The organism is Rhizobium redzepovicii (genome assembly GCF_019793435.1).
GTDB classification, from domain to species: Bacteria; Pseudomonadota; Alphaproteobacteria; order Rhizobiales; family Rhizobiaceae; genus Rhizobium; species Rhizobium redzepovicii.
On sequence record NZ_JAILYH010000033.1, the window covers coordinates 1 to 25,458 of the forward strand.

The window sequence follows — 25,458 nt, forward strand, 5'->3', positions numbered from 1 at the left end:
AGCTCATAATCCGTCTGGATATGCTGGTCGCCCAACCATTCGGTATGGTCGAGCGACAATCCGCTGCGGCCTTCGATCGATGGATCAACCTGCTGCAGCGGCGAAGTTGATCTGAACTCGGCACGTGAATCCGAACGGCCGTCCAGACCGGCCGGTTCCCGGCCACTTGCCTGCTCAGGGGACAACCCCGACGCTGCGTTCGCCTCAACGACTTGCTGGTACTGCCGAAGCCGCTTGAAAGACATGGTGAGGTTTTTTCCCATGGCTTCGGTGAAGTCTTGGTAATCTTTTTTCAAGGACCTTTGCTGCATCTCGCTGCCGTTGAGCCGGCTCGCTATGCTCTCCCTACCCCTGGTTTGCAGCCAATTACTAAACTTTCGTTGATTGCTGGCTATAGTCCAGACAACATTCCTCTTGGAAGTCGAGCCCGATCCGAGCTTGCTCAGCTCTTCGTTGGCGAAGCTATCAATCATGAGGGCGTCGTCGGGATAAGGATCATGCTGTTTCAACTGCGACTCGGCGCCTAGATACTGCCGCAGCCGATCGAAACCCACGACCACTTTTTTTCCTTCATCCTTGGTAAAGGCCCTAAAATCCTCCTGCAACGACCGTCGCTGCTCATCAGTACCGGTGAGTCGGCTGACTATGCTCTCCCTGCCCTCCCTTTTGAGCCAAGCGCTAAACTTTCGTTGCCCACTGGCATTTTTCCGAGAATTCGGGACCTCTTCCTTGGCCAAGCTATCAATGACGCGGGCGTCGTCGGGATAAGGATCATGTATCTGGCGTCCCATCAGGCGCGGCCCAGGTCCAACGGCTTGGAGTTCTTGCCCCTCAGGCGCGAGCCTCCTGAAATGAGACAGTGCTGACTGAAGACGGCCCTGACCATCCCCACCGCTTGCCCAATAAGCCGCGATATCAACGGCTAGTGAATCTGGATCGTTTAAAAACCGAGAAGCCATCGAATCTCTGTTCTCTGCTCTGAGCCAACGAGCGAACCTCTTAAGAATCCCCAAATTGTTCTCGACGGTACGCTCGGGAACCCTTCCGTCCCCTCGGCCGATGCTACCGTCGGGTAGAATTTCGTAGTTTCGGACTGCTTCCGCGAACTGGTTGATGCGGGACTCGTCATCGGGATGCATGTCCCGGTCGGCGGGGCGACCACGCTTGGCGTAATCGACGCGAACCTTGGTTGAGACCACGTGAGTCTCGGTTGCGGCATCGACGTCTTGCTGCCCCGAACCCCGCGACGACGTCTTGCCGCTGCTCAATCCGAACGCCTTCTTGAACCCTGACACCATGCGCGACTTAAATCCGCGGCTTCTGCCCTGCGGCGCCGCGGCGACTTCTCCCGCGTCCGCCATATTGCTCGATGTCTTGCTCCCCGAGCCGCCGAATCGCAAGCTGCTGGAGCCCGCCCGAGAGACGTCTATGCTGTGGCGGGCGCCGCTCAACGAGTTCTCCGGCGCCAGCGACTGCGGCGTCACTCGCATCGAACCGCCCACGGATCTGCGACGCGGCACACGGTCGCCGGCGTCACTGTCGTGCGAACCGAGGCGCAAGTCGCTCGGATCCTGTTCCATGTCTCGTCTCTGTGAATAGTAGTCCTGGATCCAGGCGTCCGTATCGAAAGCTCCGGTCACGTCTTCGATCCACCCACTTACTTCGCGAGAATCGTCATCGCGCGGCTGGTTCCGTCTTGGGTACATCGATGCGGGTCCTCCGGAAATTCAAATTTGGAACCTCGATCCTAATGCCTGCCGACCGCCGCCCGGCATGCTAAAGCCAGATCCAATCATGCCCTCAAGGCATGGCCGAACGCTATATGCGACGGCTTGCCGACAATCGTCTGCACTCGACCATCAGGCCGGCACATGGCTTGAGAGGCTCGCCAGCTTGCCGCTTGCCATGCGGAGCCCGCTAAAATTGGCCTTCATTTAAGCAGTTTCGGGTGATGTGTGGAACATGCAGCGTGAAGGGTGCCGTCAGCATTCCGATTCCAACCAATCTTTCCGCCGGCCTTTCTGATTTCGCCGCCTCAGTGCGCGGCGACAAACAAGGTGAGACTCAGCCAGATTGTCGCTCTACAGAACCCACTCGGCCTTCCGTGATCATTCAACTTTTGAGGCTCATTCCCGCACCCGTATCTGTCTACACTTCAGCCCCCCCCGTTACCGCGACGCCCGCAAGACTCGCCCCGGCTTCGCCGCTGTGACTTTGGCCGGATGGGACTTGCGCCGCCAAGCAGCTATCAGCTTGGCATGACGTATTCCCGAGCGGAGGTCCATCATCTCATTGGTCATCAGTGGCCTTCTATCGGGCTGTGCTTGAACAACCAGACCCTGCCGAAAAACCACTGATGCCCACCTACTCCTCAGAACCTTCACCACCTAAGGGGACTCCGTGGATCCGCTTTTCCAAAGCATTTTGGAATATCGGTTTTGCATGATGGCGGCCAGTCCGGTTGCACTAGCATATGCGTAATCTGCAATTGGAGACCAACAACGGTGAACACAGAACAGGCCCGCGGGGCGGTAAATCCTCCGAGGACACCTCTAACATTCAAGCTAATCTTAGCCCTGCCGCGGCGCAGACACCTCCGACGGACTTCCACGATGGTTTGGCGAAGGGACCACGCTTTCACGAATCCTCGAGGCTTGGGCTGAGGAAAGGGATCAGGAGGAGACGAGGAGCGGCTGGAGGCGGTAAGACGAACTATAACGTGGATGGACGCTGGCGATGTTAATGCAACTACAATCACTGCGGCTGGCCAAGCCGCCGGCACTGTTCCGCCAGAGCTCCAGAAGCTCGCGGACGACAACCGGCTGTGAGCAGCTTCCCGAGCGGGTCCGGACGACGCTGGCAGAACCAGTGATCGCATCGGGCTATATGGGCCCCGCAGGTCGTCTTTCCGCCCAGTTCGCGGAAGTTTAGTCCCCTCTAGGCGAGACCAGGAGCCGCGCATGCAACGCGTACCCCCCGCTTCATCGAAGCTTAGCAGTCACGTATCCGCTTTATAGGCCGGACATGTGAGCGCACCGTTCCCACATGTGAAGCGACTGAAAAGGATGCGCTTCATCACACCTTTCACTCTCAGGAGAGACCGCCATGGATAACACAGAACGATCGCTGCGCTACAACATTTCCGAGGAAGATGATCGCACCCGGGCCATGGCGGGGTGGATCGAGAATATGACCGGGGCACAAACACTTACGGGCATGCCGTCCCGATCAACGTCAGATCCCCATGCTCGTTCGCCTTCGTCGCCAACGCGGCCATACTCGCTCTCTTCCGAACCTCCAATTAAGGTGCTCGACAGATCGACATTTGCCAGAAAAGTGAGGGAATTTTACGGTGATGATATCAAGCACATTTCCGTCAATCCACAAGAGTACTCGCCCTTCGTGTCCTCTAAAGCCCTGCGTACGGCTACCATCGCTCGACTCTACGGCGGCACCGACAATGATACGCCCAGCGCGCGATATTTCAGCTATGATCTGGGAGAACGAAGCGTTGGGCTTTTAAGAACAGAGGATGGATTTAGCATCGAGAACGAGCCGTGGCGGGAACTTTTTCCCGGTCGGAAAAGAATCACTTCGATTGTAGACCTTCGCGTTACTCATCCGCTTGTCGAGAACGCAGGCGATATTCTGCTCGAACATCAACTTCAACTCGACGGCGAACAGCCGTTAATCATGTCACGTCCCGCTTCGCCAGAGATGGGAGCCCGTCTAGAGCAGATGGGTTTCGTTGACGTGGGTCAAAATCGCTGGGTGCTCGACCCTACGCAACATCCGGACAAGTGGACAAAGAATAGCAAGGGTGGATGGCAGCGCGCAGGCAAACCTTGGAGTTATCTCTCGAAAACCGTGGACTATCTTAGCGACGATGAAGCAGGTGTCGAGGGGCATTCGAGTGAAGCCAGTGTCGAGACAGATTCATCCGATGATGACCCCTCTTGGTACTTCGAACACCTCAATTTGAACCGCGAATAAAAGCTTGCCGTCATCGTGATGACTTTTTGCGCCGCCGGCCGAGTTGATACGCCCCTCTATTACGAGGACGCAGGCGAAGATTAGAGACTGCAATCTTGCTGCGACTGTCTGCGACGGCCCGCCTCATGCTGCACTGTGAAGTAGCTCTCGACAGTTGCTTCAGTCGGGCTGATAAACTCAATCAGAACTTTCGTGATCTGGTGGATGTTGGGCGGTTCGGTCTTGAAGACACCAAGCGCGAACTCAATGAAGCCTCGGCGGAGCCCGTATCCGCTCCATGATTGTCCTGCGCATCGACCCAGAAGGAGCTGCGCAGCGCCGCCTCGTCCGCCTGTCTATCCCGCGGCAATACCGATAGAGACAGTCGCGGATCGTTTCGCGATCATGCAATTCGACCATTTTCTCTTGGTCCATGGCTCGTCGCAAGTCTAGTCTTGAGTTGAAAGTGGCGTTCGGTGCATCTGCGAACGGACATTCGCGCCGTCGGCGCTTGACCTGGCCTCGCAATGCCGCTTCCCAGGGAACGTCTGTGAACTTGAAACCGCGTGCGTAGGACAGCAACTCTCGCGCAATCAAGGACCATTGCTCCGTTGGATTTTGCCTGCAAGAACAGCCAGTGCCCCTCTGCGCTTGTGTGGAAGGGAGCTAACGGTCCATTCGGCAACAATGCGATTGACGAGTTCGCCAGAAAGAGCCCAATGTCGACTGGATCCCCGTTTGCGGCCGCCGGGCGCGCCGGCGCCTGCCTCGGCGAAGCCTCCTCCAAAGCCTGTGATCCGAACGATCCTGCCTGGCTCGCAATCGGTGCGCGTCTGACCGAGCGGGAACGGCTGATCGACGCGATGGAGAAATCTGGGTGGGTTCAGGCCAGGCGGCTCGCCTCCGGCCTCACCCCACCTTAGGTTGGTTATGCCATCCGCGGGCATCAAATCGGGGTGAAAGAAAGTTCTAAGCCTGGTGTGGTCGAACGGCCCGACCTGCCCTCCTCAACTCATGCACTCGAGGCGAGCCGCCATTTTACCGGTGTCTGTCTATTGTCAAATGCCTGACAACCCTATGTCGGGTAGCAAATGGAGGGAACCGGACAAAAAACGCTAACCCGCTGAAAAACCTAACTATTTGCATTGGCATGGCCCTTGCTTTTTGAACCGCGATGTTAAGCAGCAACGGAGCCTTCAATGTCCCCACCAATGATTTCGCTCAAGAGCCTGACCAGCACGACAACCATGAACCAACTGCTGGCCACAGCGAAGTCCACTGCTTGCGCCGCGTCATTGTGCGGTTCGTCCGCAAAGCCGCACCACGCCGAGCCGGCTGTGTGGGAGAAAATCAAGGACCTTTCCTGCTATTCAGAAGAAGTTTACTATTTCGCGCGCATGCACGTCGTAGCCGCACCAGCCTGCAATATCCAGTGCAACTACTGCGATCGTAAATACTGCGCCAACGAAAGCCGGCCTGGGGTCGTCTCGGAAAAGCTGACGCCTGACCAGGCCCTGCGAAAGGTCGTTGCGGTCGCCAATGAAGTCCCTCAGCTTTCCGTGCTCTTTATCACCGGACCAAGCGATGCCTGTTATGACCGAAAGAAGACAAAGGCGACATTTGAACGCGGAGCCACAGAGATCCCCGATATCAAGCTGTGTCTTTCAACCAACGGTCTGGCACTGCCGGACCGTGTCGGCGAGCTTGCTGACATGAATGTTGATCACTTGACGATCACCACCAACATGGTCGATCCGAGAGTCGACGCGAAGATATCCGCGCCACTGCCGGGCCGTGCCGCAGCTCAGCAGAAGCCCGGACACAAGCAGGCCCCGCGAGCACATAGGCAGCCAAGTCTCGATATTCGTCCAACATGCCGGGCACTCTCGGTCGCAGCAGCGCTGAGGCCTTGGTCACCTCCCCGCGCAAAATGCCCGGTTGCTCTCTTTGATGCTTCAGGAGCATCCCGATCACCCGCTTCTTGTGTCAGTCCGCTCCCGTCTCCAACGCGGCGGCGACCTCCTTGCGCAGCCATTTATGCTGCGGGTCGTGATGGCACCGCTCGTGCCAGATGAGCATGACCTTGTACGGTGCCGGCTCGAGGGGTGGATCAACAACCCTAAGCGGCAGCATCGCGGAAACTTGGGTCGCAACGCGGCGCGGGACGAGCAATACCAAATCCGTTGCCGAAGCTACCACCGCTGCCGTGAGAACGCTGGAAAAAAGTATGGGACTACGATCCGCTCGCAGGTTGGGCAAGTGGTCGTAGATCGGGCCGAAGTGGTCGGGGGAGTCCGTACTGATGGCAGCGTGACGCAAGGTCGCGAAGTTGTCGATCGTCCATTCCTGCGCCAGCGCTGGATGGCCGTGGCGCAACAAACACGCGAAGCGGTCTGTATAAAGACTGCGCCGAAAATAGCCAGGCAGTTGCACGTCGATATGCCCAACGGCCAAATCAATATCACCTTGCTCAAGCCCCCGCACGGCACGATCAAACGGCAAACAGGCGAGTGTGTCGAGATGAGGGGCACGCTCGCGTAACCACGGCAGGAGGCGCGGTAGTACAGCCAAAGCTTGATGATCGGGGATCGCCAGCGTTGCCCCCCTCCCCCATTCTTTTGAGATTACGCTGCGGCTTGTCACCATCTCTCGGATCGTACGCAGTGCCGACGGCAGCCTTTGAGCCAAATGTTCGCCTTGCGGCGTTGGGATCAAACCCGTTGAAGACCGCACCAGGAGATCATCATTGAACAAGCCGCGCAGCCTTCCCAGTGCCCGGCTCATCGCCGGTTGACTCCGCCCGATGTGCTGGCCCGCGTGCGTCACGTTCCGGTATTCGAGCAGAGCCTCGAGCGCCACCAGGAGGTTGAGGTCTATTGATGCTAGGTTTATCTGGTGTCCAGTGAGGCGCTCTCCTCTCCAATCTTGCAACATCTTTCGCCTATAAGCGAGTTGATCCGTCACCTCTTTTTCTACATTGCGTTTCATGAAGTTCATTCCTCAACAATCAATTCCGGGTCCAACGTTTTCGAGTTCATCTCGGCGGTGGAGCGCGGGTGACAACCTCCATGGCATTGTGCCATCACGCGTCCAATGGGCGGCCAGATCTGTGTGACGATGGCGATCACATGGAACATCGGGGTGTCCCACAGGAATATAGAGCCCGTGTCGACCTCCCCGAGCCCGTTGCAACAGCCTCGCATCCGATACTGGGGTGCTTGGGTGAGAGAGGCGCACGCGCTCGAGCACAGCGTTGCAATAGGCCTCGGTTGCATAATACGCGATGCGGTCGATGTCGCTAAGCTGAACACCTGCAGATGCGAGGCAATATTGAATCGAACGAATTGGTAGCGTGTTGGAGTGCTTGATTCGGTTAGGCCGTTCCTCTTCGACTGCCGCTATCACTCGGCCGTCGCGAACGCGAACCGCAGCCCCATTGTGCATAAAGCTGTTCGGTAGATCGAACGAATTTTCGTAGACTCTGCTTAGACGCCCACTCAGCCCTAGACACAGCATGTTGCTCTCCAGTCCGTTTCGAAAGGTAGGTCGCTCTGGCCCGACCGCCGGCTTTCGTAAGTTCAAAGCTTGTGTTTGACGTGTCAGATAGAGCTCACAGGCGAAGCCGATACTAATAGCGACCGGCTCGGCGACATTGCCGACAATCGATGCTGCGCAACCTTCTTGATGCTATAGTTGCGACGCCGCACGGAAACCCTGACCGAAGCATTTGCAGCAGAACTGCCACGTAATCTATCCACATTACTCAGTCCTTCATATTTCGGCCCGACAGCCGCAAGAAAATCACGAGGTTTGGTGTTCCTGCAAAAGGCGCAGATCATGTCCTTGCGGCTGCGAGCGCGCCTGCTCTGGCTTCTAGTCATTGTGAGGGATGCACTCACAGATTTAGTCGACCAGGCAACAGTGCTTCTTGTGAGAGCCCATTAGCACTGAAACGGCAGAAGCAACGGCCAAGATTTGGCCGATCACGTCCAACGTGATAACAATCGAGGCCAGGCAACTGACAGAGTGCTCCAACTCGTTTTCCAGCACAGTCTCTACCGAACCTGAGGACCCATTTTTAGAACTCCACACAATCGTTCTGCACAGCGCTCTTCAGCGTTTTTTCTAAGGGCAATTGTTTTGACCAGTAAAATTGTTTGTTTGGATGGAATGCGTGCAAAAAAGGGATGGGTGGATTCATAGCAAGGCGAGCGGCACTTTCAAACAGCGGCCGTGATGATCAACGTTTACGGCAAATCCGCCTCCGACGTCGGTGCCGACGACCGACCTCCGAAATCCTCGTGTATCGTCGTACCCGCAACACTCCTTCTCTACTCTGGTTTTCAGCCGATAAGCCTAGCCGCAGCTTCGCCAGTCGGCACGTCGATAAGCGTGATCGGGCTTGCTGCAAGGAAACGGCGTTGGTTGTTGGTCGGCGCTGCCGCATCCAGCACCGCAAAACGTGGTGCGTTGGATCGCGTCATGATCTGTCGGGCGTAGGTGCGCAGCATCTGGTCGTTGAAGCGGCAGCCGATGAAGAAGAGCCGAAGAGCCTCTGTTGGTGCGCCGCTCCTTCACCGCTTCGCTGACCCACCTGAGCGGCGGAACTCCTTCCGTCGCTGATGAGGCCGTTGATGGCCTGCTCGCCCGGCCTTCCGGTGGGTCGGCCGGCATCGAGACAGGCGATTATTACGCGGCGGGCGCGGCGCGCGAGGTTTCGATGCGCTTCAGTCCATCGGTGATGGCCGCGAGCCCTTCCCGCAGCGTCTGCCCTATAGTGCCCGGACCGATGTCGATTGGAGGATTGTCAAGCATGGCTACAATGTCGCTGCCGTTGAGATAATCGAGCTTCTTCTGGACTGTGGTTCGGACACGCTCGGTCGCGCTCGACAGTGCCTCACCGTTGCGTTCGGTGATGGCGGAGAGCTGATCTGAAAGCTCTCCTCCGAACTGCAGGAAGATGTCGTCGACATACCTCCACGTTCCGCCGCGGGCTTCCACATCGACCATCTGGTTGATCTTGCTCTTTACCTCATCCCGCAGCGTCAAGGCAGTGTCGAGATAAGCCTGCCATATAGCTATGATACTTTCGACCGAGTTCTCGATGGATTTGGTCCGTTCGGGCTGGTCTGCGATGCCAAGAAGGACCAGAAGTTGATCATCGTTACCGGGCCGCGGGACCACCGCTGCGATCAGACGCTCCACAACCGCGCGCCTACGGGCTGCATCGCCTAGTTCCTTCGGCCATTGCGACGACACTATCTTCGCAATCCTCTCAGAATTCGCGTTCTCTAGCGGATAAGAAAGCTGTCGCTCCTGAGCCTTTGCCTTGATCAGACGGAACAAGGACTCTACTACCTCGTCTTGATCGAGAGCGCCCGTTGGAACTCTGTTCAGATCGATCCCATTCACCACGACCTCTTCGCGGCGGTCGCCGTTTGTCTCGCCCTGCCCCGCCCCATCGGGCATGTCATCCACATATTGAAGATTTCGCAGATTCTCAGGATAGGCCAGCATCAACAGAAGTCGGCCGGCGAAGTTGTGCAACGTTGCCTCCTGCTCTTCCGGAGGCGTCGCAGCCAGCACACGTTGCAGCCAATCCGCGATCTTCGTGGTCAGATGGGACAACTCTGCGGTCTGTCCCGCGCCAATTTGCGCGCTGAGACTTACTGCGTGATTGGAAATGGTCGCGGCCGCGGCGGCAATCCCCTCCTTCACTTCCGGGAGAAGCTGCTCCAGGAGCTCAGCCCCGCCTTCACGCTTGCTTCTCTCTTCAGTTTCCTCAACACTCCCTGCAGAGTTCCCTTCCGCGCTATCGAGCGCCGTCATCGGCCGATTGAATTCTTCAGAGTCGTCGGGTGGAAGAAATTGGGAGTTCTCCTCGGCGTTCATCTCAAACTGCTGAATGTCTTCTTCAGTTAAGATTCCTGCTTCCTGCATGTCAGGCAACCTCATGCGGAAGTTCACGAAATACTTCTTCATCACCTTTTGGACCTGCGGGAACCCGGCCTTTCCACCATCAGCCAACTTGACGAGGATAACGCCGTTTTCGTTCATCCTGCCCGTGCCTCTCCGCAGAAGCGAAAAGTTCTCCTTACTACTATCCTCATCATCTTCAAAAGGCATGTTTTTCAAAGTTTGTGCCAATCCATTGAGCTTTTTCTTACTCACCAGGACAGCAGGCTTCCGCAGATCGCCAACCGTGCCAACCGCAAAGCAGAACTCCAAATCCGCTCTGTTCTTCGTCTGGTCGATCAACTGCAGAAATTTCTTCGCTCTTGTCCTATTGTGCTTCATTCCGGCCATTATATCTCTCCAGTTTCCTGTTCTAGATCAGTGTACGTCGGTTGATAGGGTGGGACAGGATCTGATCACCCAACTTCCCGAAGATCTGCCTGATGGAGGTGACCGCGCTCTCCAGCGGTCTAGTCGAGCGGGAAAGCGGCGCGCCGAGATCAAGCGACGATCGCCGCCAGTCGCAGCCGTGACCGCCTCCGATCCGGCCGGCAACCGACATGCCGACCTCTCCCGCCGCAGACCTGCGTGGGCGTCTCGTGACCCCATAGGGCTTTCCCAGCGCCAGTCGGATGCTATCCCGGCGTTCATAAGAAATCTGGACATCGGAATTCTGACAACAGATTGCGGGACAACGGGCTCATCACGCTGTCAGGCTGGAGGTTAAAAACCGCCCAATGGCGACCGGACACCAGTCGTACCTGAATAAGGTCCCCTCCTCCCAATGGCTGCTTATCCGCCTCATTTAAGAGGCGAAACAGCGCCCAATGGCCGCTCTTGGAGAGGGTGGCGCCTTGAAAACCGATGAAAGCGACGGAAGCGCCGCCGACGCCGCCGGCCGTAGGCCAATGGAAATGCATGGCCGCGGCGGCTGTTCCTCGTCGATGTTCGAGGCGCTGGCCGTCGATGTCTACCACCACCTGGTCTGTCAACGGATCGGTCTCGGCGACGGTGAGCAGGAATCCAACTGACACCTTGCCGGCATCATCGAACATGGTGTCGCGGATCGTGGCTGCCCGTTGGAACTGGGCCAAGGTATTGCGGCCGATAGGGAAATCGACACCGCTCGTTGGCCGAAACTGCCACGAGCCTTTGGATTTGTCGACGAATGGGGAAAGGTTCTCGGCGAAGAAAGTGTCGATCTCCGCCTTGCGGCCGAACAGCCGGGCGAAATCGCTCAAAGGGATATCCCGGCGGGATCCGCTCGCGAAGGGATACCGTCCTTCGGTAGCCCGTCGGCACAAATCGCCGGGGCCGCCCGCCCAACCGCTCGCCAACCCGCGCCTCATGCCGCTGACGGTTAAGTCCGAGCTGTGGCGGCTGAGGCCGAGGATCCATTGCCGGATGGGTTCGGGCAGATCGGCCGCCCCCGCCTCGATCTGTTGGATGGCGACGCCCGCCTGCCCGTTGTGTTCCAAGATGTTCGAACCCGCCAGCCCCTGCGCCTGGCTGAGGGAGCGATACAGTTCGCCAAGATCCCGGAGAGCACTGTCAATCGGCGCCTGCGCGCCCGCTTGGCTGTTCGACGGCACTTCGACCAGCTGGTGCAGCCACCGGAAATGATCGCCCATATAGAGCTGGACGTGAGCTTCAGGCGTGTCCGCGGCCGGTTGGGACCGGAACAGTGCCTCGAGCTCGCTTGGCAACACCTCGCCCTGGGGGACACTGTCACCTTTCGTCAAGCCGTCCTCGGGAGCCGGTGGTTGCTTGAGCTTTAGCTCCTGCGCCGCCGCGAAAAGGAACAGGCGCATTGGTGACGTCGGCGCGGACAGCGTGTTCAAGGTGCGCAGCGCGTCATCGATACCCCCAGAGGGGCGGATGGACATATCGCCAATGAGCTGGTCCCAGCGCAACGCGAACTCCTGAGCGTAGAGATCCGCCGCCGAACGCCGCAGCTTCTGGCTCACATCACCGGCTGCAATCGGCGCGACTACCTGTGAGTCGAGAACCCAGCCTTCTGCAGCGACAGCGTCAGCCACTTGCGGCAGCAATCGCAGGAAGGTTCCGTAAAACCCCGCCCTCGTGTAGATGCCAGGAACCCCCTCGCTGAGCGGCTGTCCCGATTTGCGAGCCAGGACGCCCTGCGCCAGCGGCCCGGCATGGTCGGCCAGACGCCAGGTTGGCGCCCGCGAGGCTTCGGGACTGGTCGCGATGATGTCGAGGACGCGGCGCGCCATCGAGACGGTCTGGAGCTTCGCGCGGCTCCTCTCGATCAGTTCGCCATTAAGCTCACTATGGGGCAGCGGCCCTTCCATGAGTGCATCCAGGTGATCAGCGAGCGCGCTGCGCAGGCCGGCATCGGCTTCGGCCGGAAACATCACTCGCCAGTCGGCAGCCATCCAGTTCTTGACGACCGCGCGCTGGAGCGGACCCTGCTGACCCAGCATCAGGTAAACCTTTAACGCCTGGTAGACGAACTGATCATCGTCGTGCCGCTCGACCAATAAGGTTTCCAACCGGAACATCAGCCGCGGCAGCAGGATGGTGTTCACGGCGCGGCGGTACGCCGCGAGCGTCTGAACCTTGATTTTCTTACTCTGGTCGAGACCCGAACTTGATAGGGGGCCGCCCGCGCTGTCGCCGTTGGCATCACGCAGCCGCTGAAGCAGTGGCAGGATGGGTCGAAGATCGCCACTCTCAACCCGGTCGAGCTTCAGCTTTTCGGCCCCTCTGGCATAGCTGCCAGCCATTAGGCGAACGCTCTCGATCAGCTGAACATTCCGAATATAGCTGAACGTCCATAAGACGCTGGCGGTAACAATGACCGCCGCTATCATCGTGTAGGCGCCATACCGGATCCGCCGCTGGCGCCGATCGAAGCGGTGATTGGCATCGACGAGCCCAGCTTCGGCGAAAACGACTTCGCGCAGCAGCCGGCTGATGAAATAACCACGGCCCGGGCCACGAAGCGCTGTACAGGGCGGCTGAGCGATCTCGAAGGTCTGAGATCTGGCGTTCGCAAGTCGATCGAAGGGCATGCCAATTTGCGTGCCGCTTAAGAAGTAGACGCCGCGGAGCATAAGCGGTTCCTGGAACGAATTCCCGCCAAAGGCTTCCTTCAAGAACTGTTGCGTCAGGTGCTTGAGGCTAGCGACCTGCTGTGGGAAGCCGAACATGAGCGCGCGACGCTGGAGGTTGCTTTCGTGCTGCATTCGTTCAAGCAGCCTTTCGTTTAGGCGGCCAACAAGCGCATCGTATGCTGCGGCAAACGCCATCGGATCGCCTTCGTCCTCCGACGCCTCTTGCGCATAGGTGAACCCCCACACCGCCTCCCGCCCCTCGCGACCCAGATCGTCGAAGAATTCAACAAATCCCGCCAGCAGATCGCTCTTAGTGAAAAGCACATAAATCGGCAGTTGCAGGCGAAGCTCCCTGTACACTTCGAGGAGCCGCTCACGGATACAGCGCGCGCGATCGGCGAGCACTTCCTCGGATGTAGAATTCAGCTCGCTGATTGCGATCGTGACTAAGACACCGTTCAGCGGCTGCCGTGGCCGGGAGCGTCTGAGCATACGAAGCAAGCCACGCCAAACCGCTTTGTCCCGGTCTGCATCACCCTCCTGTATCGTGTAGCGCCCAGCAGTGTCGACGAACACCGCGTCATCGGTGATCCACCAGTCGCAGTTTTCCGTACCCGCTAACCCACCGGCGGCTCTCAGACCGGACCTCGCCGCCATCGGAAAGCTGAGCCCGGAATTGACTATTGCTGTGGTCTTCCCCGAGTTGGGCGGACCGATCATCACATACCAGGGCCGCTGATAGAGCCACCGCCTGCTGATACCTCCTGCGTAGCGGCGCCCCTTGAGTGTGGTAAGGGTCTCGCGGAAACGATGACGAATCGCCTCCAGCTCTCTTTCAGCAAGCGTGCTGGCTTGCCCCACACTTCGGTCGGAAGGCCTTGGGTCTCCCTTCTTCTGCTCGGCCCCACCCGCGTCCAGCGCTCCCGACACTCGTGATTGGACGAGGTCTTCAAAATAGGCCTGAACCTTGTAAAGCTGGGACTGGATCAAGTAGATCACGGTGTATCCGACCGGAATCAGCATCGATGCCGCGATCTGGCTGCGAAGGCTGTCAAGCGGCGCAAATCCTCCGACCGAGATATGCGGTCCGAGCGTGAAGATTAAGGCACATACGATCGCCGCCCCGCCGACACGGAGCCATTGCCACCTAAGCGCTTTCTTGATTGACTGCATGGCTTGTCTTCATTGTGTCTTTGTGATGATGATTTGAATCCGACGGTTCCGCGCGCGGCCCTCGGGCGTGTGGTTCGAAGCGACCGGTTCTCCGCTCCCTCTGCCCTCTTCTCGCACGCGGCCTGGGTCATTCATCATGGATTTGATAATCTCGGCAGCTGCGCTCGCACGCGCGAGCGAAAGGGAATCGTTTGAAGGGAAGGCGAGTGATTGCACCGGAATGGCGTCGGTGTGCCCGGTCAGGAGGACCGATCCCGACTCACCGTTCAGAGAACGACCAATTCGTAAAAGAAGCGGCAGGAACATTTTCTTCACTTCCGGACTAGCAGAATCGAACATCCCGGAGGCGCGAATGATAACGACGATCTGCTGTGGGTCCTCGGACACAGTGACAAGCCCTTCGCGGATTTCGGGCTCGAGGAAGTTACGCAGTCGGTCGCTGCTCATAACAACCTTTGGTGGCAATGCGATTCTCGCCGATCTGACAACGCCGTTCGGCGGCAATGTCGCGATATCGTTGAAGACAGCGTCGGCGCGGGCATTTAATGCATGCAGGAGTCCGGCATAGATCGAGAGGAGTAATCCTGCCCCAAACGCTACGACGGCCCAGATTGGAACGATTGTGCGGCGTGGCTCCGGATTATTTGAGTTCCTCCGCCAGTGCGGGGATAGTTCGCGCTCGAAGTCACCACGGGCTGCTCGGATCAGGCGGTAGACGTCTTCGCACAGCACACTGAGCTCTGCGGCTCCTCCCGCAGTGACGCGGTAGCGGCCTTCGAAGCCCAACCTCATGCAGTAATAGAGCAGCTCCAGCAGTTCTATATTGATGGCCGGTTCATTTTTCAATTGCGTCAGCAGATCGAAGAAGCGCTCGCCGCCCCAGGTATCGCTGAACAGCGATCCCACCAAGCTGCGCGTCGTCCAGACGCTGTTGCTGCCCCAGGCTGTGTTCAGAACGATGTCATCGATGGTCGCGCAGAGGGCGTATTTGCAGACCTTGATCGCTCGCGAGGGCAATCCGAGCGGCGTGATCCGACGCTCAAAAGCATCGATCTCCCGCAGCACCCTAAGGCGCAGTGCTTCAACGTCGATATGGCTAGCACTGCTCTTGAGCTGAGCGCTGAGACCCAGCAGCGCCGCCGCGGCCGCGACCAGTGGATTAAGTCGGTCGAGCGCAAGCATCTCCCAGGTAAGTTCCTCCGCCACTGGCGATGACGGCGAAGGGACAGCCAACTGCTCCTCGGCGTGAAGGAGGACGAGTGGCTGGGATTTTGGCATCGTTTCCTCAATCACCATCATCAACCCGCCCACTTCCCTTTGGAGCGGACGCTCTCATCGTGGGATCGGCGGGTGGGTCGACTACGCTCTCGCACTGGGCGCGCGAAGTCGGCGCCGAAGCTCCGGAGCAAATCGGTTTCGATGCTCGATACGACGTCATTGAAGACGCGCACGTACGCACTCCGGTTTCGCGCCTTATGGTTGCGGTGCAAAAGGGAACGGGGCCGCCCCATCGCCTTCTCGATCCCTGCTAGGGACAAGCGTGCACGGACGCTGGACAGAGCCTTCTGCACAGCCGCGAATGACACGTCATGCGTCCCACGGTCGGTGAAGGCTTGCTCAACGGCCAGGTCTCCGCGGAGGAACCCGCTGGAGTCATTGCACAGAACTGCGCGCAACGCCTCACCGACATCGGGGACGAGACTCAGGGTTTTTTCGTCGGAACTCTTATTTCTGAATAATTGTTCGCCAGCTCTCGCTCGGAGAGTATGCTGTGCAGCGCGGCGGAATACAGAAGCATTTTCCCTGCACGATCCAACACGCTTACGATGCCGGCATTCCGGACATCTGCCAATGATAAGCCGCAGGCGGCAAGGAAAGCCGTGACAGCCGCTCGATGATTCTTGGCGAGATGATTGCTCCACCTTGGGTTGCGTCAAGATGGGGGCCCGATCTGGCACACTGTCTGCGTAGATATCCCACGGACTTCTCATCATGCCCGCCAGCGCGTCTAAACGAGTGCCTAAGAACGGCAATGGTAGGAACTCGCCGTCCCTCAGGTCCAGCAGCGCTTCTTCACCCCGGGTGCAATTGCCCGCCAGGAGCGACGAGGCCGTTTCGAGGGGGCCAAGAAGACTCAACTCCTCACTTGTCGCTGCAAGTTGTCCCTCCGGTTCGGCGGCACTCTCCGCAATGGATATCGAAGGCGACACCGCGACGACATCGGTCATATAGGCGCCGATCTGAATAACATCGCTGGTTTTCCGGGCGACCGGCGCCTCTGACGGAAGCGGCACCGCCTCGTCATTTTGACATGTGTCGTCGCGGCCTCGGTCGATCAGTACGTATCGCCGTGCCATGCACTCGATTGAGCAGTGGGATTTCGAGACCATCTGCTGATCATCCGGCAGAACCAGGCTGTTGCCTGCTCGGCTGGTAGTCAGTCCACCAGCCGCGTCGCCCGGCACGAGATATTCCGGAAAACTACATCTATTGCTGTGTACACGTAGCGTGAGGGGCATTGGTGGGCTAACTCAAATGTGGGTTCTGTCCGGCTCGGATGGCCCAGAGAGCCATTTCGAGATTTGGGAAGTCGCCAGCAACGTGCAGCGCCAAGCCGGCGGATTGGGGCATATCCTTCCAGAAGCGGCTATTTTGATCGATCTCGAAATAGCTGAATCCAACATGGAACGGGATCTGACGCGGCGCGACCGGTAGGGGATTGATGATAATGCCGGGCAGTGCGACATTGACGAGTTCCGTGATTTTCTCCGCCGGGCCGATCTTAATCTGAGACGGGAACTCGCGCCGGAGGCGCTCGACCTCAATATCAGCCCGAGCAGCCAGCACGAAGCTCGAGGTCGTAAAGAGAGAGCGGTCGGCCACCTCAGCCACATGGACACCGTATTTTTGCCGCTGCAGCGGTACGGGGACCGCAGTCTGCTCAATCACTGCACCCAGCGAAGCCCGGATCGACTGCATCACTGGCAAAAACGCCTCCGCGAGAGAGTCGTGCTTGTAAACACCAAGGGTCGGGGCACGTTTATCGACGCGGGCGAACGTGGCTAGTTCACCCGCCAATTGGAGCATGACAACATACAGCGATTCCGGATTTACAACGGCGGCCTTGGACAGGTGGCAGAAGTACGGCTCGTACCGATTGATCGCCTGCAGCAGAAGGAAGTCCGCGAGCTCTGCAACCCGGCTCGTTCCCGACTGGGAGACCCGAGTGGCCAGAGCTTCACCACGATGGTGAAGCAGGCCGGTGATCTCAGTGATGTAGTTCGAGAGGACCCGGGAGCTGGCGCAGTCGGGGGTTGGCGGCACGTGCGTTTCGTCCAGAATGATCTGTCGGTCGGCCCGGACCTCTATGATACGGGCGATTGGGATGCAAGTGTAGCCAGACCGGTCTGCCGCGTCCGGCAGCAGTCGAAAATCCAGCCTCGCTACGTCGATGGAGGCGCTGCCTCGCTCGCCAGCGTTGGTGTCGACAACATCCTCAGTGGAGACTGCGAAGCGGATAGGTACGTCAATTCCCGCTTGCGCGTCGGTTTCAAGAGCGCCGGGTTGATAAAACGGTACCGCCAAGTGAATAAGCGAATCTCGAAAATCCGGCGGAACGTCGTAGGGAGTTGGCTGGTTGGCTTCGTCAGGAATACTGAAGGGCATCCCGTCCTCCAAGACGCCGCGAGCCGCTTCGATGGCGATCTTACCGAGACCAAGCAGCTCTCGATTGAGCCGCAGCTCGCTGATACCCCACCCGTACCCATGCAAAACCGCCGTCCTGCTGCGCACCAGCTGTTCGACGTGACGATCGGCCTGCTGAAAATGCTGCGGGCGGAGGAACAAGCCCTCCGACCAGACGACCCTATTATTCCACGACATTCAAGACTCGCCTCGCGTCCACCTGACAGAACGGCTTTCTCCGTAAAAGTAGCAGAGCTTCACTGCCCCCTTGCATGCACATCTGATATCCAACAATGCGCTGGTAGAAGGGCATCGCGTGTCGGGACAGCTCAGATATGCAAGCGCCGAAGCTCATCAGGATTGGTCATGAGCCCCCTTGCAGCGCGACAAGCAAGGGGTCTCATCTAGACTGTCGCTCAGTAGCCCGTTGCCCTCAGAGCCTTATTGGTCGTTCATGTTCACACTGACCTACAACGCGCCAATTCGCCTGTCCTGTCACTCGTACGAGATGAATCTCGCAAATGACCGCCCGGAAGCCTTGAGACCCGGCGCCGCAAGTACGGGGCCAAAAGAGCAGCGCAACAGGCAAGGTGACACGTGATGCGCATTGCCTCGTCGAAAATGTTCCTGAATACGCTGAGGCAGTGCCGCCGCCAACATCGTCTTCACGCGCCGCCGCCCCTAAAGCACCTTGACGACCAGTTTAGCGATTAGACAACCACCTCCTGGACACGATCCACGAACCGGTTGCAGTCCCGGTTCGCGCCAGGTGCGGGATAGCAGCCCTGGCGGCATGGATCATTCATGCGGCGAAGATAGGCATTTCCACATTTGGTGATGCCCAATAGCTAGCGAATGGGATATGCGCTGCGCCTCATGTTGGCGCGCGAGCACATGCAAGATGGCACGGTGGAGATCGACCGTTTTCATCTCGGTGAGCGACCGAGAATGGATCCGGACGGTCTACCGCCTGGACGGGGCCGAAAAGGCCTTTCGATACATGCAGGGCGCGCGACGGCGAAAGGGATCGAACCGCAACCTGCCTGCTGGGCGGTGAGGCGTTCATGGCGATTGGCAAGAGCTTTGCTACGCATGAGAACGTAAAGCATTCGAGCCGCGAATTCGTCCAAGTCGCCGTCCACTCGGTGGGAGGTTTCAAGTCCCGGGTCCGCCGCACCATTGCCGGCGTCTTTCATCATATCAGCCCGCAGCATGCCTTGTCTTTCCACGAGATCGGCTTCCGCTGGTCACAGCGCATTGTTACGGGCCAGGCAGTGCGGATACTAGTCACGGGTGCCGCCGGCGCTGCGATTGCTGCAAGTCTTTCGCGCTATTACCGGCCGGCAATGCGCAGAAGTCCGGATGCCGGGATCATCGTTAAATCTCCCAGCCTTTTGTGATAAGGCCGCGTTGTTTAGCGGAAGCCAGCAAGGAGTTCGAAGATGAAGGCCGACCTCACTGGCGCCGCAATTGGCGACAGTTGCCACTACCCTGGTATCGGTGGGCCAATCCCACCATAGAAGAGATCATGTCGATGTTTCGTCGTAACCGGCTTGCGCGGCACCGGCGGCCGTCAGCGTTGATAGCAATCCGTGCCGATCGCCACATCAAGCACGGACCTCCGGTCTGGAGAACGGGTCGTCGCTGCATCTCTCGAAGGATCGCCGCTGTCGTTATGGGTTCACGCAGGAGCTGCGCCATAGCCGCTCACTAACCGGATGCGAGCATATCACCTGTGCATGCAATCCAATACCGGGACTGCGCTAGTTTGAATCGCGGGCTCTTCTCCGTGGTTTTTGAGGTTCTGCTGCAATGATGCGTTTACGCTACCAGTTATCAACGGCCTGGCCATGTCTTCGGGATCTGCCGGCCTCCCGTCACCTGAGCTCGATTCCGCAGAGCCGCCCCATGCCACAACAGCAAAAAACGGGACCCACGGTGATTGAGCGGCGTCCGAACGAGGCTCGGCAAGCTGGAGCGGTCGATGGTCGCAGTCGCGCCCCTTGCACTCTGGTTAAGTCGCTTGAGCCCCTGATAAATTCTGACCTTCCGTCAGCAGTCGGTGCCCGACAGCTGACCCCTTGTTTCCTGAAGGCCATATCCCAGGGGGGTGAGCATGGTTGACAGGGACCCTCGGACTAAGGGGCAGGGCTCTTCGCGGCCGGATGAGGGCCGGCACCCAGCGGATCAAAGAGCGCAGTCTTCAGTGGCGCGTGTCGATCAAGTGGCCGACAACTTCAATTCGGACGACATCTGGCAAGAGAATTCGGTATTGCGTTACGTGGAAAGGCTAAGCGTCGGCCAGCCAAGCCCGCCGACCGAGCTTCAAAGCCCTGAAGAACAAACCCCGCAAATGATGGCTGACATGACGGAACTGACGAGAGTTCCGGTCGTCCCGGCAGAGACCGCGTTCAACCTCACGAGGACAACAGATGAATACAATAATGCCGATCGCACTATTCACCTCGTCGAGGGCCAGCCGCTGGAGACTGGCCCTCAGCGCGGGGGGCTGCATGGCCTTGGGAATTTAGAAGCCTCAGCGGTTGCCGGGCCCACCGAGGTGCCGGGTGGAAGAGAGGAGCATTCGGCCATGTCCGAGGTGCCCGCGGAGCCCAGCGATCCGACCGGTGGCGGGCGCAAGAGGCGGACTACTGAGAAGGACGCAGATCCCAGGCCCAGCCGCAGGCAGACGTTATATGCTCAAAGGCCGCTGGCGTTGGCGCCTGATCTCAGCGCCGCGAATGCCGGCATAATCGTGGGGCCTCGAGCGGCGTTCCGGACGGTGTCGGCCCAGGACCAGGCGAGGCTGGACGAAATCGCCAGGCAGACACCGCGGCAGTCGAGGCAGAGCAAGGGGGCGTGGGCGGACGCGCTGAAGGCGGCCCATCCCTATCTCAGCGCCGCCGATGCCGCCGTAATCGTGGGCGTCGTAAAGCGGGTTATCGCCAGGAGGGCGGCGTATCGAACGGTGTCGGCCCAGGACCGGGCGAGGCTTGACGAGATCAAGGCGGCGACACCGCAGCTGCCGGGGCAGAGCAAGGGGGCGTGGGCGGACGCGCTGAAGGCGGCCCATCCCGATCTCAGCGCCGCCGATGCCGCCATAACCGTGGGCTCTTTTAAGGACGATATTGCAAGGAGGACGGCGTTCCGGACGGTGTCGGCCCAGGACCAGGCGAGGCTGGACGAAATCGCCAGGCAGACACCGCAGCTACCGGGGCAGAGCAAGGGGGCGTGGGCGGACGCGCTGAAGGCGGCCCATCCCGATCTCAGCGCCGCCGATGCCGCCATAATCGTGGGTGCCGTAAAGCAGGATATTGCTAAAAGGGCCGCGTTCCAGACGGTGTCGGCCCAGGACCAGGCGAGACTGGACGAAATCGCGGCGGTGACACCGCGGCTGCCGGGGCAGAGCAAGGGGGCGTGGGCGGACGCGCTGAAGGCGGCCCATCCCGATCTCAGCGCCGCCGATGCCGCCATAATCGTGAATGCCGTAAAGCAGGATATTGCTAAAAGGACAGCGTTCCAGACGGTGTCGGCCCAGGACCACGCGAGGCTGGACGAAATCGCCAGGCAGACACCGCAGCTACCGGGGCAGAGCAAGGGGGCGTGGGCGGACGCACTGAAGGCGGCCCATCCCGATCTCAGCGCCGCCGATGCCGCCGCCATCGTGGGCGCCGTAAAGCGGGTTATCGCCAGGAGGGCGGCTTTCCAGACGGTGTCGGCCCAGGATCAGGCGAGGCTGGACGAAATCGCTAGGCAGACACCGCGGCTGCCGGGGCAGAGCAAGGGGGCATGGGCGGACGCGCTGAAGGCGGCCCATCCCGATCTCAGCGCCTCCGATGCCGCCATAATTGTGGGTTCCGTAAAGCATAATATTGCTAAAAGGGCGGCGTTCCGGACGGTGTCGGCTCAGGACCAGGCGAGGCTGGACGAAATCGCCAGGCAAACACCGCGACAGTCGAGGCAGAGCAAGGGGGCGTGGGCGGACGCGCTGAAGGCGGCCCATCCCGATCTCAGCGCCGCCGATGCCGCCACAATCGTGGGCGCCTTAAAGGACGATATCGCCGTGAGGGCAGCGTTCCGGACGGTGTCGGCCCAGGACCAGGCGAGGCTGGACGAAATCGCGGCGGTGACACCGCAGCTGCCGGGGCAGAGCAAGGGGGCGTGGGCGGACACGCTGAAGGCGGCCCATCCCGATCTCAGCGCCGCCGATGCCGCCACCATCGTGGGCGCCGCAAAGGACGAAATCGCCAGGAGGGCGGCGTTCCGGACGGTGTCGGCCCAGGACCAGGCGAGGCTGGACGAACTCGCTAGGCAGACACCGCAGCTGCCGGGGCAGAGCAAGGCGGCCTGGGCGGACGCGCTGAAGGCGGCCCATCCCGATCTCAGCGCCGCCGATGCCGCCGTAATCGTGGGTGCCATAAAGCAGGATATTGCTAAAAGGGCGGCGTTCCGGACGGTGTCGGCCCAGGACCAGGCGAGGCTGGACGAAATCGCGGCGGCAACACCGCGGCAGGGGGGGAGCAATGCGGCCTGGGCCGATGCGCTGAAGGCGGCCCATCCCGATCTCAGCGCCGCCGATGCCGCCACCATCCTGGGCACCTTTAGGGACGATATCGCCAGGAGGGCGGCGTTCCGGACGGTGTCGGCCCAGGATCAGGCGAGGCTGGACGAAATCGCTAGGCAGACACCGCAGCTGCCGGGGCAGAGCAAGGGGGCGTGGGCAGACGCACTGAAGGCGGCCCATCCCGATCTCAGCGCCGCCGATGCCGCCATAATCGTGGGTGCCTCGAAGAAACGGATAGCCAGGAGGGCAGCGTTCAAGGTGATATAGGACGGCTCATGACTCATCACCACATTCCCTAGGAACTGCACCATCATGTGCGTTGGTTGTCCACCACGGGATTGCATGAGCATGTGAGAGCGCCGAATTTTTCTTCAGTCTGGAGGCCAATACCTGGCTCGAGATCGATATTTAGGGGCACGACGGCCGGCGCATTCCGGCTGACTAACACGCCGAGAGCGACCTCGTCTTCGACGGTCGGGAGCGCAGAATGTCGGCTCGCATGCCGCTGCGACCATCAGCCCGCTCCTCGCAAGATTGGCGCCAAGGCCGCCGTCGAACGATGGCGACGAGGCAAGTTTTTCCAAAACTTTCTTTAGCATAGAGGTAGAAGGATCGCTACAGCGGGGTTGCAGTGCGCGGGCGGCTAGGGTGACTAAGTGCGTGCACTCCACGACCGTCAAACGGGGTCGGTGTCCGTCAATTCGAAATCGCAGGGATCTGCACGAGAGACCGCGTGGTTGCCCTGCACGACTAATGGAAGCAGGGTCGACAGTCACGTTGGGATGCGGTAGGTGCGCGATAGAACGGGGGATTGGCGGCGGGACTCGATTCTTTTTAGAAGATCACGCAAAGCCGCATCACACCCATTGTCAAAAGTAAATACCGCGACGATGGTTATTAAACTTCGACTTCCGTCGAAAACGGCAATGGCGCTCACGAAGGAGGCCGGCCGCTGCGAAACCCCGCCATCTCCGCACCCCACTCCTTCGCTCCAACTGGGAGCAAAATGAATGAGGCAACGTGCGAATCTCGGGGAGCATCGTTACATGCGGTCAATACGGATCTCATCCAGATTGTCGCCCTATATGCCTCGTGCGGCGATCCGGCGGAGCGCAGGAGATATAATGCCGTTGAAGTGCTCGAGCCGTTCTACCACTGACGCCGGGTCGCTGCACGCGCGATGGACCCGCCGGCTGGCTGCTCGTTCGATGAGGGTCCGCGCGCCGACACCCCCAAGAGCGATCGCCGAGGACGCCATCCACCTTATGCAGCAACTGGCGCGGAGGCGGCCGCGCGAAGACTTCGTAGTTGGAGGCCTTCAGGCTCACGTTTGCAACGGTACTCCGCAGGTTGCCCTTTGCAACGACTGCCCGACGATGTCAATTCAATCTGGCTGAGCTTGTACCGTCAAGTTTATCCAGTTTGGGGTTCGCTCCAGCGGTGGGTTGCGCATCTGCGGCGGCATCGGCGGGTTTAGGTGCGGAGACCATTCCGAATGCGTAGCACTGCATCACGTCGCGGGTTGCCGATCTGGGCGAACTCTGCAGGGTTAGTTAGCCGAGGCCAGAGTGCTTGGCTTGCCACGCTCCTCAACAACCCGATCCAGTCCACAGGCGACCGCAGGCCGGAGAGCGAAGTATCGGCGACGAGAGTCCGGCTTTCCTCACGACCATCAGAAGCCTGAACCCGCGCCAACGATCATTGGCAGCCAGCGGGATCAACACCAACGCTTGCCTTTCGCTCGTTTCCGGCCACGGCGCTTGCGCATCGTGAGCTTCTCCTCCCGATGGACCCGGAAGAGCTTCTTGTTGTTCACAAGGTGTCCCTCGCGCCTGAGCAGCACATAGCTGCGTCAAGATCCGAAGCGGCGGCATTCACGCCCCAAGCATTCACGACATATACGAATGTCGATTGTGCATGAGCAATCGCGTCTGCTCATTGCTAAACATTGAGAAACAGAGGCGCGACGATCTTTTATGTCGGGAAAACTGGGATTTGGGTCATGCTCGATGCAGATCATCTATTAAAACCGATCAGCGACGGCAACGCATGCGGGGATGCTCTCGATTACGATTTGAGCTTCCTGGAGCTGGAGATAGCGTCGCATGGCAAGCCGCACCAGCAGATAGGCGACTCCATCGCCACCGAGGAGGCTCCCGATTGGACAGAGGTGTGGCGGCTTGGCCTCGACCTTTCTGCCCGCACTAAGGATCTAAGAGTCGGCATCTTGCTCACACGATCCGCCCTCAGTCAGTTCGGCTTCTCTGGTCTAAGTCGGGGGCTTGAGCTGCTCGCGGCCTATGTCGAGCTCTACTGGTCAGAGCTACATCCGCGACCGGATCCAGAAGATGACGAAGATCAGACCGTTCGCCTCAACGCTCTAGCGAGCCTCTGCGATCTCTCCGGGCTCTTGGCAGAAATACGCCAAGTCCCACTCACCTCCTCCAGGCAATTCGGGACTTTTACGCTCCGCGATTGGGCTGGTGCGCTACGGTCCCAATCTACGGAAATTGATCGTTCGACCATCGAGCACGCCTTCATCGACACCGATCCACTGCAGCTCGAGCAGATCAGCACTGGTCTCCACGCCAGCCTGGCAGCCGCCACCCATCTAGACGCGAGTGTTCGGCAGCACGTCGCGAGTGACGAGGCCGTTCGATTCGACCCTCTGATAGTGCTACTCACCCAGGCCAAGGATCTGGTCGACGCCCATCGGAAAAGGGCCCAGCCTGCAGCCCCGGCATCTCCATTGCCAGACTCTAGCAAGGCCTCTTACCCCGAAGTGATCCGCAACCGCGATGACGTTGTCGAAATTCTTGGCCGCATTTGCCACTGGTACCAGGTGAATGAGCCCGCGAGCCCGCTGCCAGCCCTCCTGGAGCGCGCGCAGCGACTTGTCTCGAAGGACTTCATGGCTCTTATCAAAGAGTTGGCGCCAGAAGGGGTTGCCCAATACCGTTCGATTGCCGGTCTGGCGGTCGGCGAGGGCACGTGACGTGCGCAATCTTCCCTATCAGGAGAGTGGAACAC

Annotated in this window: 11 protein-coding genes and 7 pseudogenes; 6 read left to right on the plus strand and 12 right to left on the minus strand. The window is 59.4% G+C overall.

Annotation, left to right across the window (positions count from 1 at the left end; translation table 11 throughout):
* Positions 1-1,706 (minus strand): annotated as a pseudogene (locus tag K6N12_RS32190) (hypothetical protein); the annotation flags it as partial.
* 1,399 nt (positions 1,707-3,105) lie between these two features.
* Between K6N12_RS32190 and K6N12_RS32195 the strand changes: the two are divergent.
* Complete coding sequence (locus K6N12_RS32195; protein ID WP_004678802.1) at positions 3,106-3,993, plus strand: hypothetical protein; 888 nt, start codon at positions 3,106-3,108, stop codon at positions 3,991-3,993.
* Positions 3,994-4,127: 134 nt separating this feature from the next.
* Here the strand turns inward: K6N12_RS32195 and K6N12_RS34525 are convergent.
* Positions 4,128-4,407, minus strand: a pseudogene (locus tag K6N12_RS34525) (nuclear transport factor 2 family protein); the annotation flags it as partial.
* Between the two features lie 284 nt (positions 4,408-4,691).
* On the opposite strand from K6N12_RS34525, the gene K6N12_RS32200 reads away from it, so the two are divergent.
* Together K6N12_RS32200 and K6N12_RS34900 are read left to right on the plus strand one after the other, a co-directional pair.
* Positions 4,692-4,895 (plus strand): nif-specific regulatory protein,nifA, encoded by a 204-nt coding sequence (locus K6N12_RS32200; RefSeq protein ID WP_010032001.1) that lies wholly within the window; start codon positions 4,692-4,694, stop codon positions 4,893-4,895.
* Positions 4,896-5,171: 276 nt separating this feature from the next.
* Positions 5,172-5,747 (plus strand): annotated as a pseudogene (locus tag K6N12_RS34900) (radical SAM protein); the annotation flags it as partial.
* 211 nt (positions 5,748-5,958) lie between these two features.
* On the opposite strand, the gene K6N12_RS32210 reads toward K6N12_RS34900, so the two are convergent.
* The 9 genes and pseudogenes from K6N12_RS32210 to tssK all read right to left on the minus strand — a co-directional run bounded on the left by K6N12_RS32210 (position 5,959) and on the right by tssK (position 18,062).
* The gene (locus tag K6N12_RS32210) at positions 5,959-6,969 is read right to left on the minus strand and encodes a LysR family transcriptional regulator (protein ID WP_018247171.1); all 1,011 of its coding nucleotides are present in this window, start codon (positions 6,967-6,969) and stop codon (positions 5,959-5,961) included.
* Positions 6,966-7,109 (minus strand): hypothetical protein, encoded by a 144-nt coding sequence (locus tag K6N12_RS32215; RefSeq protein ID WP_004678808.1) that lies wholly within the window; start codon positions 7,107-7,109, stop codon positions 6,966-6,968. The genes K6N12_RS32210 and K6N12_RS32215 overlap by 4 nt, the downstream gene beginning before the upstream one ends.
* Before the next feature lie 52 nt (positions 7,110-7,161).
* Positions 7,162-7,488 (minus strand): annotated as a pseudogene (locus K6N12_RS32220) (carbamoyltransferase N-terminal domain-containing protein); the annotation flags it as partial.
* A gap of 827 nt (positions 7,489-8,315) precedes the next feature.
* Positions 8,316-8,562 (minus strand): annotated as a pseudogene (locus K6N12_RS34905) (SIR2 family protein); the annotation flags it as partial.
* Positions 8,563-8,661: 99 nt separating this feature from the next.
* Positions 8,662-10,278, minus strand: a complete 1,617-nt coding sequence (locus K6N12_RS32230; protein ID WP_004678814.1) for a hypothetical protein — start codon at positions 10,276-10,278, stop codon at positions 8,662-8,664.
* Between the two features lie 296 nt (positions 10,279-10,574).
* On the minus strand, positions 10,575-14,180 hold the full coding sequence (tssM, locus tag K6N12_RS32235) for a type VI secretion system membrane subunit TssM (protein ID WP_004678817.1): 3,606 nt from the start codon (positions 14,178-14,180) through the stop codon (positions 10,575-10,577).
* 9 nt (positions 14,181-14,189) lie between these two features.
* Entirely contained in the window at positions 14,190-15,479 is a 1,290-nt protein-coding gene (gene icmH / locus K6N12_RS32240; RefSeq protein ID WP_004678820.1) for a type IVB secretion system protein IcmH/DotU, read from the minus strand.
* Positions 15,479-16,645 (minus strand): type VI secretion system-associated FHA domain protein, encoded by a 1,167-nt coding sequence (locus tag K6N12_RS32245; RefSeq protein WP_018247169.1) that lies wholly within the window; start codon positions 16,643-16,645, stop codon positions 15,479-15,481. The genes icmH and K6N12_RS32245 overlap by 1 nt, the downstream gene beginning before the upstream one ends.
* A 61-nt stretch (positions 16,646-16,706) precedes the next feature.
* Positions 16,707-18,062: a type VI secretion system baseplate subunit TssK gene (gene tssK, locus K6N12_RS32250; RefSeq protein ID WP_004678823.1), complete on the minus strand. Its 1,356-nt coding sequence runs from the start codon at positions 18,060-18,062 to the stop codon at positions 16,707-16,709.
* 654 nt (positions 18,063-18,716) lie between these two features.
* Here tssK and K6N12_RS32255 point away from each other — a divergent pair.
* Both K6N12_RS32255 and K6N12_RS32260 read left to right on the plus strand, forming a co-directional pair.
* A pseudogene (locus tag K6N12_RS32255) lies at positions 18,717-19,264 on the plus strand (transposase); the annotation flags it as partial.
* A gap of 965 nt (positions 19,265-20,229) precedes the next feature.
* On the plus strand, positions 20,230-22,695 hold the full coding sequence (locus K6N12_RS32260; RefSeq protein ID WP_225881312.1) for a hypothetical protein: 2,466 nt from the start codon (positions 20,230-20,232) through the stop codon (positions 22,693-22,695).
* Positions 22,696-23,980: 1,285 nt separating this feature from the next.
* Here the strand turns inward: K6N12_RS32260 and K6N12_RS34540 are convergent.
* Positions 23,981-24,337 (minus strand): annotated as a pseudogene (locus K6N12_RS34540) (IS3 family transposase); the annotation flags it as partial.
* A gap of 93 nt (positions 24,338-24,430) precedes the next feature.
* Here K6N12_RS34540 and tssA point away from each other — a divergent pair.
* Positions 24,431-25,423, plus strand: a complete 993-nt coding sequence (tssA, locus tag K6N12_RS32265) for a type VI secretion system protein TssA (protein WP_004680423.1) — start codon at positions 24,431-24,433, stop codon at positions 25,421-25,423.
* The last annotated feature ends 35 nt before the right edge of the window (positions 25,424-25,458 follow it).